Annotated in this window: 20 protein-coding genes and 1 pseudogene; 11 read left to right on the forward strand and 10 right to left on the reverse strand. The window is 65.9% G+C overall.

What is annotated here, in order from left to right; all coding sequences use genetic code 11:
* Positions 1-494: 494 nt before the first annotated feature.
* Entirely contained in the window at positions 495-719 is a 225-nt protein-coding gene (locus RQI43_RS18635) for a hypothetical protein (RefSeq protein WP_311276186.1), read from the reverse strand.
* 153 nt (positions 720-872) lie between these two features.
* Between RQI43_RS18635 and RQI43_RS18640 the strand changes: the two genes are divergently transcribed.
* Positions 873-1,100 (forward strand): hypothetical protein, encoded by a 228-nt coding sequence (locus RQI43_RS18640; protein ID WP_311276187.1) that lies wholly within the window; start codon positions 873-875, stop codon positions 1,098-1,100.
* A 126-nt stretch (positions 1,101-1,226) separates the two neighbouring features.
* On the opposite strand, the gene RQI43_RS18645 is transcribed toward RQI43_RS18640, so the two are convergent.
* Both RQI43_RS18645 and RQI43_RS18650 read right to left on the reverse strand, forming a co-directional pair.
* Positions 1,227-1,472, reverse strand: coding sequence for a hypothetical protein (locus tag RQI43_RS18645; protein ID WP_311276233.1), 246 nt, complete (start codon positions 1,470-1,472; stop codon positions 1,227-1,229).
* 40 nt (positions 1,473-1,512) lie between these two features.
* Positions 1,513-1,941, reverse strand: a pseudogene (locus RQI43_RS18650) (urease accessory protein UreE); the annotation flags it as partial.
* Between the two features lie 217 nt (positions 1,942-2,158).
* Here RQI43_RS18650 and RQI43_RS18655 point away from each other — a divergent pair.
* The 3 genes from RQI43_RS18655 (at position 2,159) to RQI43_RS18665 (ending at position 4,159) form a co-directional block, all read left to right on the forward strand.
* Complete coding sequence (locus RQI43_RS18655) at positions 2,159-2,428, forward strand: hypothetical protein (RefSeq protein ID WP_018042474.1); 270 nt, start codon at positions 2,159-2,161, stop codon at positions 2,426-2,428.
* Positions 2,429-2,640: 212 nt separating this feature from the next.
* On the forward strand, positions 2,641-3,366 hold the full coding sequence (locus RQI43_RS18660; protein ID WP_056428741.1) for a TerB family tellurite resistance protein: 726 nt from the start codon (positions 2,641-2,643) through the stop codon (positions 3,364-3,366).
* A 22-nt stretch (positions 3,367-3,388) separates the two neighbouring features.
* Positions 3,389-4,159: an N-acetylmuramoyl-L-alanine amidase gene (locus RQI43_RS18665; RefSeq protein ID WP_311276188.1), complete on the forward strand. Its 771-nt coding sequence runs from the start codon at positions 3,389-3,391 to the stop codon at positions 4,157-4,159.
* Positions 4,160-4,284: 125 nt separating this feature from the next.
* On the opposite strand, the gene RQI43_RS18670 is transcribed toward RQI43_RS18665, so the two are convergent.
* Complete coding sequence (locus RQI43_RS18670; RefSeq protein ID WP_311276189.1) at positions 4,285-5,310, reverse strand: TerC family protein; 1,026 nt, start codon at positions 5,308-5,310, stop codon at positions 4,285-4,287.
* Between the two features lie 274 nt (positions 5,311-5,584).
* Here RQI43_RS18670 and RQI43_RS18675 point away from each other — a divergent pair, with 274 nt between their 5' ends.
* The 3 genes from RQI43_RS18675 to RQI43_RS18685 all read left to right on the forward strand — a co-directional run bounded on the left by RQI43_RS18675 (position 5,585) and on the right by RQI43_RS18685 (position 8,474).
* A complete protein-coding gene (locus RQI43_RS18675) occupies positions 5,585-6,415 on the forward strand; it encodes a DNA-binding protein (protein WP_311276190.1) in 831 nt (276 codons plus the stop codon).
* A gap of 62 nt (positions 6,416-6,477) precedes the next feature.
* A complete protein-coding gene (locus RQI43_RS18680; RefSeq protein WP_311276191.1) occupies positions 6,478-7,905 on the forward strand; it encodes a M48 family metalloprotease in 1,428 nt (475 codons plus the stop codon).
* A gap of 188 nt (positions 7,906-8,093) precedes the next feature.
* Positions 8,094-8,474 (forward strand): response regulator, encoded by a 381-nt coding sequence (locus tag RQI43_RS18685; RefSeq protein WP_311276192.1) that lies wholly within the window; start codon positions 8,094-8,096, stop codon positions 8,472-8,474.
* A gap of 4 nt (positions 8,475-8,478) precedes the next feature.
* Here the strand turns inward: RQI43_RS18685 and RQI43_RS18690 are convergent, their stop codons facing one another.
* The 3 genes from RQI43_RS18690 to RQI43_RS18700 all read right to left on the reverse strand — a co-directional run bounded on the left by RQI43_RS18690 (position 8,479) and on the right by RQI43_RS18700 (position 12,546).
* Positions 8,479-10,242, reverse strand: a complete 1,764-nt coding sequence (locus RQI43_RS18690; RefSeq protein WP_056428957.1) for an ABC transporter ATP-binding protein — start codon at positions 10,240-10,242, stop codon at positions 8,479-8,481.
* Between the two features lie 199 nt (positions 10,243-10,441).
* Positions 10,442-11,773 (reverse strand): MFS transporter, encoded by a 1,332-nt coding sequence (locus RQI43_RS18695; RefSeq protein WP_311276193.1) that lies wholly within the window; start codon positions 11,771-11,773, stop codon positions 10,442-10,444.
* The gene (locus RQI43_RS18700; RefSeq protein ID WP_311276194.1) at positions 11,770-12,546 is read right to left on the reverse strand and encodes a PRC-barrel domain-containing protein; all 777 of its coding nucleotides are present in this window, start codon (positions 12,544-12,546) and stop codon (positions 11,770-11,772) included. Before RQI43_RS18700 ends, RQI43_RS18695 begins: the two co-directional genes overlap by 4 nt.
* 385 nt (positions 12,547-12,931) lie before the next feature.
* On the opposite strand from RQI43_RS18700, the gene RQI43_RS18705 reads away from it, so the two are divergent.
* Positions 12,932-13,309, forward strand: a complete 378-nt coding sequence (locus RQI43_RS18705) for a hypothetical protein (protein WP_056428763.1) — start codon at positions 12,932-12,934, stop codon at positions 13,307-13,309.
* An 89-nt stretch (positions 13,310-13,398) separates the two neighbouring features.
* Here the strand turns inward: RQI43_RS18705 and RQI43_RS18710 are convergent, their stop codons facing one another.
* Positions 13,399-13,521, reverse strand: coding sequence for a hypothetical protein (locus RQI43_RS18710; protein WP_311276195.1), 123 nt, complete (start codon positions 13,519-13,521; stop codon positions 13,399-13,401).
* Positions 13,522-14,087: 566 nt separating this feature from the next.
* Here RQI43_RS18710 and RQI43_RS18715 point away from each other — a divergent pair.
* The gene (locus RQI43_RS18715; protein ID WP_056428766.1) at positions 14,088-14,420 is read left to right on the forward strand and encodes an SWIB/MDM2 domain-containing protein; all 333 of its coding nucleotides are present in this window, start codon (positions 14,088-14,090) and stop codon (positions 14,418-14,420) included.
* An 86-nt stretch (positions 14,421-14,506) separates the two neighbouring features.
* Here RQI43_RS18715 and RQI43_RS18720 read toward each other — a convergent pair whose 3' ends face one another.
* Both RQI43_RS18720 and RQI43_RS18725 read right to left on the reverse strand, forming a co-directional pair.
* Positions 14,507-15,304, reverse strand: coding sequence for an SDR family NAD(P)-dependent oxidoreductase (locus RQI43_RS18720; RefSeq protein WP_311276196.1), 798 nt, complete (start codon positions 15,302-15,304; stop codon positions 14,507-14,509).
* A 69-nt stretch (positions 15,305-15,373) separates the two neighbouring features.
* Complete coding sequence (locus RQI43_RS18725) at positions 15,374-16,702, reverse strand: MFS transporter (protein WP_311276197.1); 1,329 nt, start codon at positions 16,700-16,702, stop codon at positions 15,374-15,376.
* 187 nt (positions 16,703-16,889) lie between these two features.
* Between RQI43_RS18725 and RQI43_RS18730 the strand changes: the two genes are divergently transcribed.
* A complete protein-coding gene (locus RQI43_RS18730) occupies positions 16,890-17,891 on the forward strand; it encodes an alpha/beta hydrolase (protein ID WP_311276198.1) in 1,002 nt (333 codons plus the stop codon).
* Between the two features lie 27 nt (positions 17,892-17,918).
* Positions 17,919-18,785 (forward strand): NAD(P)-dependent oxidoreductase, encoded by an 867-nt coding sequence (locus RQI43_RS18735; protein WP_311276200.1) that lies wholly within the window; start codon positions 17,919-17,921, stop codon positions 18,783-18,785.
* The last annotated feature ends 40 nt before the right edge of the window (positions 18,786-18,825 follow it).

Raw genomic sequence — 18,825 nt, forward strand, 5'->3', positions numbered from 1 at the left:
GTCGTCCTGGCTTCGACAACCCGGCAAGTGTTCGTGCTCCGCATGACGAACTTTGAAAGCGCCTCTCGGTCATCTTCGTCCATTAGACGCGCAACCTTCGTGAGGTCGTCGAGCTTCCCGCATCCGATGAAACTCGACTTCAGAACGCCTCGGTTGCCGGATGGCACGAAGTCGCCTGCGTAGGCGGTGGAAAGGTGAAGGCCGAAGGCGGCCAAACAAGCAACGGAGGCGCGAGCGATCGTTCTCATGTCCGATCCATATTTCGCGACAGAGGCGCCTTCAAGTGCCCGGATCTCGGATCTTTGGGGATACCTGATCAGCCTCCCGCGGCGGGCTCAATCGGCTGAAAGTGTCCCTGTCGAGCCCGGCAACGGTGGCCTCCGATCAGCCTGATAGATCCGCTGGATAGGAGTCGGGAAGCGCCTACCTCCCGTCGGGCTCGACACCCGCACCGCCTTGCCCGCCCGAGCCTGCTCAGGCGGGTCTTTTTGCGCTTACTCGTCGCCGCGGAGCGCGGGCACTTGCTTGCGGATATGGTCGAATACAACGAACCCAGCCGGGTTCTCGCCGCTCACGGCGTAGGCGCTCGCGTGATGATCGATGGCCTCCCGTAGCACTTTCGCGTGCTCGGGATTCTGAACGAGGATCTTCATCACCATAACGAGCATATCCGCTAACGCGGTTTCTCCCATTGAGAGCGAAGCAACTTGAATAGACATGGAACCTCCCTGTTTCGGAGATCCGGCAACGCTTCCGTCGATCGACGGTTCCGACGTGACATGCGACTGATATGATGGAAGTAACGGCGGATATCCGTTGACACACCCGATTTAATCGGTCTATTTAACGTCATCGGCAACGGAGACCCACCTATGACCCGCAACCGCTTCGCCTCTCTCGCCATCCTCGATCGCGTCGAGGTCGGCGACTTCGGCTCACACCCTGGCGTCGTGATCGACCTCAAGCCCGTCTCGGAGATCCAGGGCCGCGCCGTGGCGCCCAAAGGATGGCTTGCGGTTCGGCTCGACGATGGCCGCGTGTGGAAGGGGCATCACCGGCTCGTCAGCTACCGCGCCGGGGCAGTTCGCCGGGTCGCCTGAGTCATAAATTTGGGCCGACCCGTGTTCCGATTACCGACTTTTTCTCACCGCCGCGATTTGGTACAAAAATGGTACGTCTCGCGGCGGATCTCGCGCAAGCCATTGCTGTTTATTCCGTTTTTTCCCTCAGTTGGCACCATCCATCATCGGCGCGACCGAGAAGCGGATATCGTCAGGTTTCATCATGTCCGCATCAAAGAGACTGGCTCCGGCTTTGCCGGATTGACGTCTGCCTCGGCTGTTCCAATTAATGATCGTGCTTGCAATCCGGCCCATGCACATGAGCGTGGCCGTCATTCCCATGAGCGTGCGCGTGCCCGTGATCTGCATGGTCATGACGATGATCGTGCGCATGCGAATGGTCGTGCGCATGAGAATGATCGTGATGGTGATCGTGCCCGCACTGACTATGGTCGTGGGCCTCGCGCTCGGGCTTGAAAGCCCGTGAGACCGGGTTCGCGGCGCAGCCCTGGCCACGGACGAGTTCCGCATTCGCCGGAGTCGCGGGAATATAGAGCACGTCGGCGCCGATCTCCGCCGGGACGTGACTGCCGCCGAGCTGCCAGGAAAGCCGCATCAAGCGCGCCGGATTCTCGGCGCGCACTTCGAGCAACGGTTCGGCCGCGGCGCGAATCGTCACCAAGCGTCCATCTTCGAGACGAAAGGCATCGCCGTCCTCGACGGGCGCCGGCTTCGACAAGGCGAGGGTGAAGCTCAAGCCACCCGCGCCGTTGAGGATCGCAGCCGCCCCCTGGCGACCATCGTGATCGAGCGTGACGCTATCGGCAACGGAATCGGGGCGGATGGCGGCTTTGCGGACGATGGCGGTGGCTCGCAGCATGGCTTCCTCGAACGGTTTAAACTCATCTGGGCATCCGGCGAGGGCGGCCCAAGGTGTCTGGCGTGCATCACTAACGGGTTTTTCGCCGGAACGGAAAGCTTGGCCGGAACCGTTCCCCCATCACGTGCATTCCACGAAAGGAATGGCTAAGCTACGTTGCGCAAGGTCACCACGGCGATAAGCCGGGCCAGAAAACGCACAAGGGAGTCTCGGGACCATGAAGAAGCTCATTGCCGCTACCCTCGCCGGGGCTCTCGCCCTCTCCCTCGGCGCCTGCAATACGCCGCAGGATCGTGCACTCGGCGGCGCCGGCCTCGGCGCTTTGGCCGGTGCTGCCATCGGCGGTGCAGCCACCGGTCGGGCCGGCGGCGCTCTTGCCGGTGCGGCCATCGGTGGCGCCAGCGGCGCGATCATCGGCGCCGGCACAGCCCCGCGCTGCCCCTACGGCACCTATCGCGACGCCTACGGCGACGTGTACTGCCGCTGAGATCTTTCCATACGGGAAGAACATCGGGGTCGAGGCGCATGCCTCGGCCCTTTTTCATGACGTGGAGACAAGACGGGCCGGGGGCATTTGCCGTATGCGGGTCTGCGCCGGCGAATGACCGGCCGACGATCCTCTGCGATGCCGATGCTGTCTCACGCTTTTCTCGTTTCGCCCCTCGAATTCGCCCTCCACGCCCATCAAGGCGGTTCCGCATGACCGTCGGGATCTGGGGCAAGCTCGGCGGCGCCGGAATCGGACTGGCCATCGGTGGACCGATCGGCGGTCTGGTCGGCGGGGTCGCCGGTCACTTCCTGGTGGATCGGGAGGGTGCGATCTTCGGCGCGACGCCGAGGGATGTCGTCTTCACCACCGGCCTCGTGGCGCTGGCCGCCAAGATGGCGAAATCGGACGGCGTGGTGACGCCTTCCGAGGTCGAGGCCTTCGCCAAGGTCATCCAGGTCAGCGAGCGGGAGCGGCCTGGCGTCCAACGGCTGTTCGACCTCGCCAAGGGCACCTCGGCCGGGTTCGAGGCCTATGCGCGACAGATGGCGACGGCGTTTCGCGACGAACCGGCTTTGCTGGAGGATGTCCTCGACGGCCTGTTCCACATCGCGAAGGCCGATGGTGCGATCCATGAAGCAGAGGAGCGCTACCTGCGTGCCGTGGCCGAGACCTTCGGCTTCGACGATGTCGCCTTCCGACGCATTGCGGCACGGCATGTACGACTCGCCGACGATCCGTATCTGGTCCTCGATCTAGACCATGAGGCGAGCGACGCCGAGGTGAAGGCCCGGCATCGCGCCCTGGTGATGGAGAACCATCCCGATCGCGCCATCGCTCGAGGCGTCCCCCCCGAAGCCGTGACGATCGCGACCGAAAGGCTCGCGGCGATCAACGCCGCTTATGACCGGATCGCCGCCGAGCGGCGTTTGCGTTGAGGCGGAACGGAGGAACTGCCGCATGAAGCCCAAACCGGAAAGCCCGGTGGCGACCAGTGTGATGCCATCGCCCAACCACGGGGAGCGCCGCCACGGGCCGCCGACCATGCTGGTCCTGCACTATACCGGAATGGAGAGTGCGGCTGCCGCATTGCAGCGCCTCGCTAACCCGATCTCCGAGGTCTCGGCGCATTACGTGGTCCTGGAAGATGGCCGGGTGATCCAGATGGTTCCGGAATCACGCCGCGCCTGGCACGCTGGGGCCGGTACATGGGGCCGCGCCACGACGGGAATCGAGCGAGACATCAACTCGCGCTCCATCGGCATCGAGATCGTCAATGGCGGGCATGTCGGCGGATTACCGCCCTATCCGCCCGAGCAGATCGACGCGGTGATCGCATTGTCCCAGGATCTCGTTACCCGTTGGAACATCGCACCGTGGCACGTCCTCTGCCATTCGGACGTGGCGCCGGAACGCAAGGAAGATCCAGGCGAGCATTTTCCCTGGCACCGACTGGCCGCGGCCGGAATCGGACATCACGTGCCGGCGTCACCCATCCGCGACGGGCGCTTCTTCGCGGAGGGCGATACCGGACAGCCGATCGAAGCGCTCCAGGCCATGTTCGCACTCTACGGCTACGACATACCCGTGACCGGAGTTTTCGATCGTCGAACCAAGGCGGTCGTCACGGCATTTCAGCGCAGATTTCGTCAGGCGCGCGTGGATGGAGTCGCCGATGCCTCGACGATCACGACCTTGCGCGACTTGCTGGCCGCATTACCGTCGCGGTGATTGCTCGACGCCGCATCCGTCGCTGCACGTGAGCGGTCCGGCCCCATAGTTTGAAGACCGGTTAACCTCGCAGTCATCGGTGACGTCACCGGCACAGGTGCCGGTGACGAACTTCAAGACGGCTCTCAGGCGCGTTGCGACACGGCGTCCCTGTTCTCGTCCTTCGCTACATCCTTGGCTGCGTCCCGCGTGCGCCACAGGCTGTAAGCGACGCCGCCCGCCAGCAGCACCAGCGTCACGACAAGCGACACCCATGGCGGTACATGAACGAGGTCGAACGTGTCGGCCACCACGATTTTCGTCCCGATGAAGATGAGGATGAACGCCAGCGCGGTCTTCAGATAGGCGAAGCGATCGACCATGGCCGCCAGAGCGAAGTAGAGCGCGCGCAGGCCGAGAATCGCGAAGATGTTGGAGGTGTAGACGACGAACGTATCGGTGGTGATCGCGAAAATCGCCGGGACACTATCGACGGCAAAGATCACGTCCGCGCCGTTCACGAGGATCAGGCCGAGCGCAAGGGGGGTGAACCAGAGGACGGACTTGCCGCTCTGCGGATCCGGCTTCCGAACGACGAAGCGTTGGCCGTGCATCTCCGGTGTGATGCGCATCACCTTGCGCAGCACCCGAACCATGGCGTTGTCCTGAATGTCGCCGGCCTCTTCCTCCTTGCCGAACAGCATCTTCAGCCCGGCGAAAATCAGGAAGGCAGCAAAGAACGACAGGACCCAGGCGGCTTGGTGCACGAGCGCGGCGCCGAGCCCGATCATCAGCCCGCGCAGGACCACCGCGGCGAGAATGCCCCAGACGAGAACGCGGTGCTGCGCCGCGCGGGGAATACCCAGGGAGGTGAGAATGACCGCAATGACGAAGACGTTGTCCATGGACAGCGACTTCTCGACCACGAGGCCGGCCACGTATTCCTGAGCGGGCTGTGCCCCGAAATACCACCAGATCCAACCGCCGAAGGCGAGGCCGAGGCTGAAATAGAACGCGGTGAGAAGGAGGCTCTCCTTCACCCCGATCTCGTGGTCCTTGTCCCGATGTAGCAGACCGAGGTCGAAGGCAAGCAGCCCGGCGACCAGGGCGTGGAACCCGAGCCACATCCAGACAGGCTTGCCGAGCCATTCGATGAAGAGAAAGTCGACCATGTGGGACCGTCGATGCTTTGCGAGACGCAGGAAAGCATCGGCTCCGACATCACGGAAGGCGTCAACGCGCATCCGCCAGAGGGGCCCGCAGCCGATTTACGTAAGCTGGGAACCGCCGGGACGGTAATCAAGAGACGGCATGGCGGCGCTGTCGCGTTCACGCCGAGCGCGGGTTCCGAGAGCTCTACCGGTGTGGCCAACCGGCCGCAGAACGGGGCAAACCGCTCGTCGCCATCGATCGCTTCCTTGTTTTGCTGCACCGCGACGCCCCACAATGGCGGGCGGTTCGGAGCCGGGCGGTGTGAGGGTTCAGCACGTGAGGATCGGACGCATCCTTGGATGGGCGAACTTCGCGCTGGTCCTGGCCGGTTCGGCGCAGGCCGAGGCGACGCGCTTCGTCGTCCCTGAATGCCGGGCCGGTTCGACGCGACAGGATGCGCTCACGGGAGTCGGCGAGCGCGGCGAGTTGATCCTGGCATCGGGCAGTCGCGCGATTCTGGGCGGCATTCGCTGGCCGGTGGAAGATGATGGCGCGGCCCGTGCCTGGCTTCTCCGGCATCGAGACCGTCCGCTGGAGCTCGTGCCGCGCGGCGAGGCCGACCGTTGGGGACGCGCGCAGGTCGATGCGGCCGTTCTCGACGAGGCGGTGGACCTTGCCGGTGGGCTGATCGCGGAGGGACTTGCCTATGTGGATGCCGGCGAACGCGACACGCTGTGCAGACCGGCGCTGCTGAGCCTCGAAACCGAGGCTCGCGGAGCGGCGAGGGGGCTTTGGCGCACGGGCGTGCGTGAGGGCCGAGAGGGTGGCGCGTTGCGCGAAGCGACCGGTCGTTTCATCGTGGCGCAAGGGAGGGTCGTGAATGTCGGCGAGCGGTCGGCCCGGACCTACGTGGATTTCGCCAAGCGGGGTGAAGATGGCTTGACGGTCACCGTGTCGAAGCGCACTTGGCGCCAGTTGCGTGAACGTGGTCTGAGTGCGGCGACGCTACGCGGGCGCCTCGTCCGCGTTCGCGGTGTCGTCGAGTCTTGGCGCGGACCCACCCTCGACATCGCAAGCGCAGACATGATCGAAGTTTTGGATGAGGAGCGGGCGCTTCGGCGCTGAACGGAATGAGCGGGGGGCACACTCGACATCGCGGAATCTGGGCTGGCCGAAGCGGCCTGCTCATGTCGACGCTCATCCTGCCGCTGTTGGTGGGCTGCGGCGCCGACCAGACCGGCGCCCTGTTGCAGCCGGCCGCGATCAAGGTCCCGGTGGAGGCACCCCGCACCACGGGCCGGGAGCGGACTGCCTCGGATGCCGACCATGCCAAGCTCGTGGCTTCCTTCGGGGGGGAATACCGTTCGCCGGCGGCTCTGCGCCTGCTGACGGAGGTGACCGACCGTCTGGTGAAGGCCACCGACCGTCCGGAGGAGACCTACGCGGTCACGCTTCTCGACTCGCCGGTCATCAATGCTTTCGCCCTGCCCAATGGCCGGCTCTACGTGACGAGGGGGTTGCTGGCGCTGGCCAGCGATACGTCCGAGATCGCCGCCGTGCTGGCGCATGAGATCGCCCACGTCACCCTGCGCCATGCCACGGCGCGCACCGAACTGGCCCTGCGCTCGCAGTTGGTAAGCCGGGTCGTCGCCGACGTGCTCAACGATCCGGCCACCGGCGCCCAATTGCAGAACCAGTCGAAATTCGCCCTGGCCCGGTTCTCCCGCGATCAGGAGCTCGAGGCGGACGGGATCGGTGTCCGAACCCTGGCGCGGGCCGGCTACGATCCGTTCGGTGCGGGCCGGTTCCTCAACTCGCTCAATCGCACCACCAACATGAAGACCGGGACGGGCATGGCCGGCGAGCCCGACATGCTCGCTACCCATCCCGGTACCAGCGAGCGGATCAACCTCGTCACCCGTGCCGCCCGCCTGATCGGCGCGCCCGGCCTCGGCGTCGATGAGCGTGCCCGCTACCTCGCGGCCATCGACGGCATCGCCTATGGCGACAATCCGGGCGACGGGATCGTCAAGGGCCGCCGCTTCCTCCATCCGAGCCTCGGCATCGCCTTCGAGGTACCGGAGGGATTCACGATCGAGAACACGCGGAACGCCGTCCTCGGCGCCACCGGGGAGGGGAGCCGTCGCCTTCTGTTTGATCAGGTCGAAAGCCATGTCGGCCAGAGCCTGGAGGAGGTGCTGCGCGCAACCTGGAGCGACAGCATCGAGGCGAGTTCGGTGGAGAACCGGATGATCGCCGGCAACTCCGCAGTCACGGCGATGTCGCGCGGCAAGGACTGGACCTTCCGCCTCGCCGCTGTCCGGGTCGGGGAGACAACCTTCCGCATGATCATGGCCGCCAAGGGCAGCACGGATCCCGATGGCGCGTTCCGTCGCTGGACGGAGAGCCTGTCCGGCGTCGGCCCCGACGAAGTGAAGTCCCTGCGCCCGCTGCGCATCCAGGTCGTCGTCGCCGGGCCGGCCGATACGGCCGACGAGATGGCGCGCAGGATGGTGGTGCCCGATCGTCCCCTCGACCGCTTCCTCGTCCTCAACGAGCTGGAGCGGGGTGCCGTCATCCGGGCGGGCCAAAGCTACAAGCTCGTCGTCGAGTAGCGAAACACGGTTGCGGTCTGGCACTTCGATGCCGGACCACGCTGTGGTGATTCCCGATTCCACCCGGGTCGTTCATGCTGGTCGTCAGGCCCGCCGCGACGCTCGGGGAGCGCCAACGGTTCGACCGGTGGCGGCGAACGTGGCCGTCATGGGCATCCTAACCGAGTCTCATCCGAACGGAGCCGTCGATGCACCATCCAGCGTCCGCTGTCCGTATTCTCATCGTGGAGGACGAGGTGATGCTTCTCGACGTTATCACCGCCCATCTCGAAGAGGTCGGATATGACGTGATCCCGGCTGTCACCGCAGAAACCGCCCTCGATATCCTGCAGCGTGGCGACCCGGTGGACATCCTGTTCACGGACATCCGTCTGCCGGGGGCGATGGATGGATGGCAACTCGCCGAAGCCGCGCGGGACATCCGTCCGGCCCTGCCGGTGATCTACGCCACCGGCTTCTCTCACACCCCGCCCCGGATGGTAGGCGGCGCGGTGTTCTTCCAGAAGCCCTATCGCGCGGCGGCGGTCATCCGCGCGATCAAAGGGTTCGGTGTGTCGCCACCCGCCTGATCGGTCAAGCGGCGGCGAGCGCCATCGACATCGATTCCTTCTTCATCAACTCGCGGTAGAACCCGTCGAGGTGGGTAAGCTTGTCCGGCGAACCGTCCTGGATGACGCGCCCGCCTTCGAGCACCACGATCCGGTCGAAATCCTTCAGCGTCGAGAGACGGTGCGCGATAGCGATGACGGTCCGCCCCTTCATCAGATTGGCCAGGGCGTGCCGGATCGCCTCCTCTGAATCGGCGTCGAGCGCCGAGGTCGCCTCGTCGAGCAGCAGGATCGGCGAATCCTTCAGGATGGCGCGGGCGATGGCGATGCGCTGGCGCTGACCGCCGGACAGCTTCACACCCCGGTCGCCCACGATCGTGTCGAAGCCCTCCGGCAATGCCTCGATGAAGTCGGTGCAATGCGCCGCCGCAGCGGCCTTCCAGACATCCTCGTCCGACGCGTCCGGCCGGCCGTAGCGGATGTTCTCGCGCAGCGTCCGGTGGAACATCGACACGTCCTGGGGCACCACCGTGATGGCTTCGCGCAGGGAATCCTGCGTCACCCGGTTAATGTCCTGACCATTGAGCAGGATCTTCCCGCTCTGGACCTCGTAAAAGCGCTGGAGCAGCGAGAAGAGGGTCGATTTACCGCCACCCGACTTGCCCACGAGACCGATGCGCTGCCCGGCCTCGATCTTGACGTTGAAATCCGTGAAGACCGCGCGGCCATCGGGATACGAGAAGGCGACGTGATCGAACTCGATCTCGGCCCCGGTGCCCGAAAGCGGCATCGCTTCGGGATGGTCGATCAGATCGTGAGGCTGAAGCAGCGTATGCAGGGCCTCCGACAGCCGGGCCGTATGCTGGGTCGCATCCACCAAGGCGACGGCGAGGTCGCGCGTGGCGGCGAGGATACGGATGCCGAGGGTGCAGACGAGGACCACCTGTCCGTTCGTGGCCTGGCCCGCTTCCCACATGGTGATGGCCCAATAGAGCAGGCCGAGCACCGCGAAGACCGTGAGGATCGCGTGAACGATCCGAAGCTTCTCGAGGTAGAGCAGCGAGGAGCGACGCGACCGCATCTCGACGCCGATGGTGCCGTCGAAGCGCTTGTATTCCCGCTTGAACGCCGAGAAGGCGCGGACCAGCGGCATGTTGCCGACGAGATCCACCATCTCGCCATCCACGCTCGCGGCTTTGGCCGCGAAGTCGTGGTGGAGCGGCTTTCCCGCAGCCGCCATCTTGAACATCAGGATGACGACGGCGGCGAAGATGCCGGCCAGGACGCCCGCCATGGTGAGGTTGACGGTGCCGATATAGACGATCGACAGGAAGGCCGCGACGCAAGGTGGCATCACGTTGAACACGAACATGTTCTCGACCGTGAAGATCGCGTTCGAGGTTGCGGTGATGCGCGAGGCGAGAGTTCCGGGCTGCCGGTCGGCGAAGAAGGACGGCGAATGCCCGGTCATGTGCCGGAACAGGTCGCGGCGGATATCGCCCGTCACACCGACGAAAGTGAAGGATCCGACGAGGCTCGCCACGCGCCAGAGCATGTTGTCGGCGGCGATGAAGGCGATGAGGACGGCCAGTGCGCCCCAGATCAGGCCTGCATCCGGCCCCTTGCTCAGGGCATCGACGACGCCCTTCAGCGCGTAATCCGTGCTCACGGAGAAAGCGACGGCTCCAAGGACAGCGCAGAGGATGACCAGATGGGGAAGGGCCCGCCGCTTCAGGTAACGGGAGACGAAGGCGAAGGGCCTGTCGGCATAGACGCAGAGGTCTTCCATATGGGTGACCATCCCGGTGCTCATTCTTAACTGTCGGATTCTGACGTGACCCTGCAAGCAGGCAGCACGGAACCGTGAACCTATAGGTCGCAACGCAAATCTCGTCCAAGCGTTGCAGGCTGCCGTCAAGCTTGCGCTCTTATACCGAGGAAACCTGAACGGGTCTTGAGCGGCAAGCGAATTCGATGCCGTAACCCCATCAGGTCGGCTCCACCTGACGGGTCTCCGGCATGATCAGGGCGAGGAGGGCGAAGCCCGCCAGACCCACGATGGCGAGGCCGAGGAAGGCGCTGCGGCTGCCGAGATGGTCGGCCATGATTCCGGCCAGCGACGTCGACAGGGCGGCGCCGATCCCCATGGCGGTTCCGACCGCACCGAGGGCGAGGTTGAACCGGCCGGTGCCGCGCGTGACGTCAGAGACCACGAGGGGAACCATGACCCCGAACACGGCCGCCGAGACGCCGTCGAAGACCTGGATCGCCACGAGGAGTTCGGGGCTGTCGGTATAGGCGAAGAGCAGGCCGCGGATCGGGAGGGCGGCAAAGCCGATGAGAAGGAGCGGGCGGCGGCCCCATTTCTCGGCGGCCCGCCCGACCGCCGGGCCGGAAATCGCTAGGACGACCTGGGGCACCACGATGCAGGCTGCGATGAGCGCCGTGGCGGTTTCGCTGGCCCGCAGGGTCAACATGCTGCCCACGAGAGGCAGCATGGCGGCGTTGGCCAGGAAGAATAGGGTCATGCAGGCGGCAAAGCACAGGAGGGGGCGATTGGTGACGATGGCCTTCAGCGCGCTTTCCTTCGGCCCCGACTCCACCGCCTCGGCTTGGCGGGCCTGCAGCGGTGCCGCGCCCGGACGGATGAACGAGAGCGCGATCAGGGTCGGGATCATGAGGAAGGCGGTGAGGTAGAACACTGCGTCGTTCGACAGGTAGTAGCCGCAAGCTCCCATCAACGCCGCCGCGACCGCGTTGCCGAGCGCCGAGAAGCTCGCGTTGCGCCCCAGCCGTTCACCGGCACGTTTATGACCCACCAACCCGATGCTGATGGCCGCGATGGCCGGCGTCAGGATGCAGCTCGCGGCCGAATGGGCCGCCATGGCGAGCAGAACGATGAGGAAGCTCGGCCACATGGCGAGGGCGAAGGCGCTGAGCGAGATCGCCACGACCGAGAGCCCCGCCGCGAAGCGTCGCGAACGAACGGCATCGACAAAAGCACCGCCCGGCACCTGACCGAGCAGGCTGACGAGGCTGCCCACCGTGAGGGCGAAACCGATGTCGGATTGCGTCCATTGCGCCTGCGTGAAGTACACGGCGAGGAACGGACCGAACCCGGTCTGGAGGTTCGCGACGAAGAACGCGAAGGCGTCGAGCCCGCGGCTGCTTCTCACCGAAACGGCCTGCATGTCGGTCGAAGCCTCTCCCGGCATCTCGGTATAGGCGTCACGCCGGGGAACCCCTCGCGGTCGGAATTCCGACCGGGGCACTTCGCGGGGTTTGATGACGCGTCGATTCTGCGAGCGGGATGCCGTCATTTGTCCGGCGATTTCTCAGCCGGCTTGTCTGGCATGGGAGTGGCCGCAGGGGTAGACGGCGGCGTGACGGGAGCCTGAACCGGAGCCGCCGGAGTCGGTGCGGCGGGGGGCTGAACCGCAGGGAGCTGCGCTGCCGGGACTGGCGCTGCCGGAACTTGCGCGGGAGCGACTTGTGCAGGGGCCACCTGAGCGGGCGGAGCCGCTTGGCCGGCCGCCGCGTCGCCGTCGGGCGGAACGCTCGGGCTCGCCGGGCCGAGGACCACGATGGGATCGCCCGGCTTGTATTCCGGCGAGACGCGAACCTGGTTCCGGCTCAGCTGAAGGACGAGGCGGCTCGGCTTACCATCCGGCGAGAAACGCATGGCGCGCCAGTCTACCGCGATCTTGCGCGAGCCTACGCCGAGAAAGCCGCCGAAATCGATGATGGCGGCGCGTGGCCGACCATCCTTGTCGAGGATGATGTCGATGATCCGACCCATATCCTCGCCGGTGGAACTGCGCACGGCTTTGCCGAGCACACCCTCGTAATCCTGGGTATCCAGAACCGTCGCGGGTGTCCCTGTGGCCGGTACGGGCGGGGCAGCCGCCGGCTGTGCCGGTGCGGTGATCTGCGGTGGCGGCACCGGCGGCGAGACTGGGGTTGCGGGTGCCGCGGGCGCGGCCGGAGACGCGTCGCTCGCCGCGCCGGTAGCCGGAGCGGTTCCCTCTGCTGCGGCTCCCGCGGCCCAAAGGGTGATCGACGCGGCGGCAACCAGCCGGACAGTTCTGAACACGTGCGTTCCCCGAAGAAGCATGTCGCCGGCTCCCGCTCGACCTCGGCCATCCCGAGATGTTCTCGCCTGGCATGGAGTGGGAAGGCGTATGAGAGCGGACCAAGGCGAAGTTGTGGATGACGGCGAACCGATCGGCAGAGGAGCGGCTCGTCCCGATCACGGATTGGCAAGAACCGGACCGTGGCGGTCATGGTGGCGTGCAGCGCGGAAGCTGTCCAGGCGAACCGGCGCCCGCCGACACGGAATTTTTCCCTGTCCGCCGCGCGAGGTATGACGAAAGCCCTGTGATCGTCTGGTTTTCGCCTTTTGTGCATCGTAGAGATGCGCGCAAGCGTGCCGAACCACCCGCGCGAACTGAGGTGGAATACTTTTGAGGAACTCGTCGATGCGTATCCCGTCGAAAGCCTGCGCTCTGGCGCTTCTTGCAGCGTCTTTGGGCGGTTGCCAGGCATTGTCCGGCGGCGGTGGCGTCATGCCTGAGAGCGAAGTCGGTCCTCCGCCCTCCATGCGCGGTGCCGTGCCCGGCGCTCAGCGCGCACGGGCGGCCGAGGTCGATCCCGATGGGGCGCCGCTCCAGACGGCTCCGACGCGGCGCCTGGACCTGCCGAAATCGGCCGGCGGCCAGACCCGCTCCCAGGCAGAGGCGGAGCGCCGGATTCGCCGTGAGGACATCGAGGGCGAAACGACCAGCCGTTCGAGCTCCGGCGGGCTCGCCCCACAGATGGGGTCGGGCGGCAGTGTCGGCCTCGGCGGGAAATTCTAGAACCGCGCGACGCGACTGACGGATTCTAAAAGCGCCGCCGATGGAGCCCCCATCGGCGGCGTTGTCGTGTGTGCTGGCAACGATGCCGGTCAGACGAGATCGGCACCACGCGTGTCGGTATCGACCCGACCTTCGGCGGCGACGAGTCCCGTCAGGCCAGCGAGGAGCGCGCCGGAAGCGACGAGGGCGAGGGCAATGGCTGCGATGAACATACCCTCAGTGTTCCTCGTCGCGCTTAAGGGATCGTTCTCTGTCGTGTCTGGGCGGTGTTCCGAGATCGCGCAGATGCGGCGATTCCGGGGGAGGAACGAAAAAAGATTGCACGCTCCCGCAATGTGGCGTCGTCCGGCGACGTACCGTCCTGCCACCCGGCGCAGACCCGATCCTCTCCTTACCACTGGATCATGCGGCGCTTCTCTCGCGAACCGCACAGCGAAGGCCTCGGAACGACTCGGTTGTCTTCCTAACGCATTGTCGGACGACAGGTTTTTCGGACGATGCCCGTTTCGATGCCGCCGGGCCGCTCTGTCGTCCATGATGACGATCATAGAGGGAGCGGCCGTCATGCGGATCTGATCGCGTCGGGACGGAAGTCCGTGCTCCCGCCTTCGTGGGCTTGCAATATCCCCGCTATCCCCGTCCCTTCTGTGGATGGGCGGTGGGTCTACGTGATTCCCTCTTGGAACGCTCTCAGCACCGCTTAGTTGTTGCAGCTATGCGCTCCGAGGCCCTTGGCCGTGGGCGTGACGGCGCTCAAAGCCAAAAACCGGAGGAACTCATGGCAACCAAGACCACCACCAAGGCAGCCGACAAGCCGGCCGCTGCCAAGAAGACCGCTGCTCCGAAGGCTGAAGGCGCCGCTAAGCCCAACGCGCTGCAGCAGCCGCTGAAGCCCTCCGAGGAACTCGCGGCCGTCGTCGGCTCCGCAGCGCTTCCGCGCGGCGAGGTCGTCAGCAAGGTTTGGGAATACATCAAGAAGCACAATCTCCAGAATCCCGAGAACAAGCGCGAGATCCTGGCCGACGACAAGCTTAAGAAGGTCTTCGGCAAGGACAAGTGCACGATGTTCGAGATGAACAAGCACCTCGCTGCCCATCTCAAGTCGGCCTGATGCCGGTGCGGCCCGGCGCTCGAGTGGCGCCGGGCAGGCTCTCTGTGAGTTTCGGCGCGTCCGCTAGCGACCCGAGAGCATTGCGCTCAGGCGATGTGACGGATCACTCCCCCATCGACGCGTAGGGCCGCACCGCTGGTGGCGCTGGCGGCCGGACTGCAGATGTAGGCGACCATGCTGGCGACCTCCTCGACCGTCGCCAAGCGACGAATGAGCGAGGTCGAGCGGTGCTCGGCGACGAAGTCCCGTCCCAGCTTGTCGAGATCGACCTCGCCGGTATCCTTCGCCATTTTCGCCATGAAGTCGGCGACGCCCTCCGACAGGGTCGGCCCGGGCAGCACGCTGTTCACGGTCACTCCGCTTCCGGCCACCGTCTCGGCGAGGCCCCGTGACACGGCGAGCTGCGCGGTCTTCGTCATGCCGTAATGGACCATCTCGACCGGGATATTCAGGCCCGACTCGCTGGAAATGAAGACGACCCGCCCCCATCCGGCCTCGACCATACCCGGCGTGTAGGCCCGCGAGAGGCGTATGCCGCTCATCACGTTGGTCTCGAAGAAGCGAAGCCAATCGCCGTCGGGGATCTCGAAGAACGGCTTCGGTTCGAAGATGCCGGTGTTGTTCACCAGGATATCGACCTCCGGCAAACCCTTCACTACCGCTTCCGCGCCGCTCGCCGTGGCGATATCGCCGGGGGCCGCGATGAACGCCGTCGTGCCGGTCTCCTCCGTCAAGCGCCCGATCGCCGCCCGGACCCGGTCCGGTGTGCGCCCGTTGACGGCGACGGTGGCGCCCATTTCGGCGAGGGCCTTGGCGATGCCGTAGCCGATGCCGCCGGTCGAGCCGGTCACCAGGGCGCGCCGCCCCTTCAGATTCATGTCCATGAATGTCTTCCTCCGTTGGCAGCCTCGTCGATCAACGCCTCAGGCGATGGGTGGCTGCGTTTGGGGGGATCAGCCCGTCGGCTGGCGCCGCAGGATGCTGGAGACGGCACCGGCCGCTGACAGGGCGCAGGCGCACCAGAGCGCTGCCCCGATGGAGACTTCCGTTCCGCTGGCATGGGTCAGCCCGAAGATGACGGCGACGAGGGCCGCGCCGAGCGATTGCCCCGTCAGCCGCGCCGTCGATTGCATGCCGCTGGCTCCACCGCTGCGCGAACGCGGAGCGCTCGTGACGATCACCTTGTTGTTCGGTGCCTGAAACAATCCGAAGCCGATGCCGCAGACGGTCAGCCGCCAGGCGATATCCACGAGCGTTGGGGCGGCGGGGAGCAAAGCCAGCGCCGCGATGCCACCGGCCATGAGCGCCAAGCCGATTCCGCCGAGAACACCCGGCGCGTACCGGTCGGCGAGGCGGCCGGAGATCGGCGCCGTGATCGCTATGGCGATGGGCCAGGGCGTCATCAGGAAACCGGTCTCGGTGGCGGAGAGGTGCAACGCGTCCTGGAAATAGAAGGGCAGGGCGACATAGGCCATCATCTGCGCCCCGAACGAGGCGATGGAGGTCACCATCGACAGGGCGAAGGCAGGAATGCGCAGCAGGTCCACCGGCAGCAGGGGTGTCGCGAGCCGGGCCTGATACAGGACGAAGACGGTACCGACCGCGAGCCCGGCGGCGATCTCGGCAAGGGCGAGCCAGCGCCCATTCGCCTCGCCGATTCCATCGAGTCCGATGATGAGTAGGCCGAAGGTGAGGGCGTTGAGGAGCGCGCTCGGGATGTCGAACCGGGCCCCGCTCACCGGCGTCACCGGCAGAGTCCGCGCGGCCACCGCCAGGGCCACGAGGCCGACGGGCAGGTTGACCAGGAACAGCCAGGGCCAGGTCGCCACCGAGAGGATCGCGGCGGCGACGGTCGGGCCGGTCGCCGAGGCCATGGCGACGATGAGCGCCACGTTGCCGACCCCCCGGCCGATCATGCGATGCGGATAGATGAAGCGCACCAGGGCGATGTTCACGCTCATGATGCCGGCCGCACCGAGCCCCTGGGCGATCCGGGCGACGATGAGCCCAGGCAGGGAGGTCGACAGCGCACAGGCCAGGGAGGCCGCGACGAACACGACGAGGCCGGCGAGATAGACCTTCCGATAGCCCAGGATGTCGCCGAGGGAGGCCAGTGGCAGCAGCGACGCGGTCACGGCGATCTGAAAGGCGTTGACCACGAAGATCGCGGAAGCGGGACTGACCCCGAGATCCTTTGCCATGGCCGGCAGCGCCACGTTGACGATGGCCCCGTCCAGTACCGCCATGGTCATGGCGAGTCCGATGGCGAGAAGCGCAAGCATGCGCTCTCGCACCGGCAGACCATCCATGGGTTTCGCGCCGGGCCGCGATCCGGCTCCACCGTTATTGAGAGGGTCTGCCTCGTGCGTCATCGCACAGAGCCGTGAACGATCCCTGCTCGCTTCGGCAAGTGCCCTATGTCACCCATCGATCGCAAAGACATCATCGAGGCGTTCCACCGGGGATCACATGCGTCTGGCGACCTTCCTGCTCGGCTTCCTTCTGGCGGTCACGCCTTCTCTCACGCGAGCCGACGATGCCGGGCCCCTGGGAATTGGCCTGGAGGGCTTTGCCTATCCCCACCCCGTCTGGTTTCTCGACCTGACGCGGGACAACGAGCGGCAGCGCCTCGCCTATATGGACGTCACGCCGACAGGGACACCGAACGGACGCACCGTTCTGCTGCTGCACGGCCGCAATTTCCCGTCGAGTTACTGGGAGCCGGTGATCGGTGCCCTGGCGGGGGCGGGCTACCGCGTGGTCGTCCCCGACCAGCTCGGCTTCGGCAAATCGTCGAAGCCGGTGGGACCGTTCAGCTTCGACGTGATGGCGGCGGAAACCGTATCGCTTCTCGATGCGCTCAATCTCCCGCGCGTCGATGTCGTCGCGCATTCCATGGGCGGTATGCTGGCTGCCCGACTTGCCCGAAACGCGCCGAACCGGGTGAACAGCCTCGTCCTCGAAGCGCCGATCGGTCTCGAGGATTACCGCTTCACCGTCCCGCCCGTTTCCAACGACACGCTTCTTCGCATCGAGGGCGGTGTCACCGCGGACGTCTACCGGCGCCAGCTGATGACGAATTACGCGCTGTCGCTGCCCTCCACGGCGATCGAGCCCTTCGTAGCGATCCGCGAGCGCGTGAAGGGTTCGGGCGAATATCCGCGCTGGCTCCAATCCTTCGTCAATTCCTACCAGATCATCTGGGGCCAGCCGGTGGTGCACGAGATCCCGCTGATCGCCGCGCCGACCCTGTTCATCATGGGCGCAAACGATCGCAACGCACCGGGCAAGCCCTTCGCACCCGAGAACCTGCGTGCCGCCATGGGCGACAATGCCGGCCATGCCAAGAGCCTGGCGGCCCGGATGCCGGACGGGCGCGCAGTCGTCTTCGAGGGTGTCGGCCACCTCGTCCATATGGAAGCGACCGATCGCTTCAACGCCACGATGATCGAATTTCTCAACGGCCATTGAACCGGGACGAACACAGGGAGCCCTCGGATGGATGTCGGCGTGATCGGGTTGGGCCGGATGGGCCGAGGCATGGTGCAGAGCCTCGTCCGGGGCGGTCACCGGGTGAGGGTCTGGAACCGGACCGCGTCCGCCGCCGACGGTCTCGATGGGGTGACAGTCGCGCGTAGTGCAGCGGACGCCTTCACCGGGGATGCGGCGATCACCATGCTCGCCGACGACGCGGCCCTGCGTTCGGTGATCGTGGAGGGCGGACTTCTCGATTCCGGCACGCGGCCCGGCCTGCATCTCAGCATGAGCACGATCTCGGTGGCGCTCGCGCAGGAGCTCACCGCAATCCACGAGCGGGCCGGCGTGCCCTATATCGCCGCCCCCGTCTTCGGCAGGCCGGACGTGGCACAGAACGGTGCCCTGAACATCGTCGTCGCCGGAGACCCGGCCGTCATCGCGCTGGCGCAACCGCTGCTCGGCGCCCTCGGTACGAAGACTTGGCCCTTCGGAACCGAGCCGTATCGGGCCAATGCGGTGAAGCTCGCGGGCAATTTCATGCTGATCGCGGCCATCGAGGCCATGGGCGAAGCCGCCGCCTTCGCCGAAGGGCATGGCGTCGCCGGTGCCGATCTCCTCGACCTTCTCACCAACACGCTGTTCGCCTCGCCGGTCTACAAGGGCTACGGCGCATCCATCGCCGCCGGGCGCTACGAACCGCCGGGCTTCGGTCTGAGGCTCGGGCTCAAGGATATCGGCCTCGCCCTCGCGGCATCGGGTCAGGCCGGCGTACCGATGCCTTTCGCCAGCGTGCTGCGCGACAACCTCATCGACGCCGTCAGCCACGGCGACGGCGACAAGGATCTCGCCGCCCTGGCGCTGGTCTCGGCGCGGCGAAGCGGGCGGTAGGCCGATCCCGGGGGAAACTGGCTGACAAGACTGGGGCAGC

It is taken from the genome of Methylobacterium sp. WCS2018Hpa-22 (genome assembly GCF_031843785.1).
Classification (GTDB): Bacteria; Pseudomonadota; Alphaproteobacteria; order Rhizobiales; family Beijerinckiaceae; genus Methylobacterium.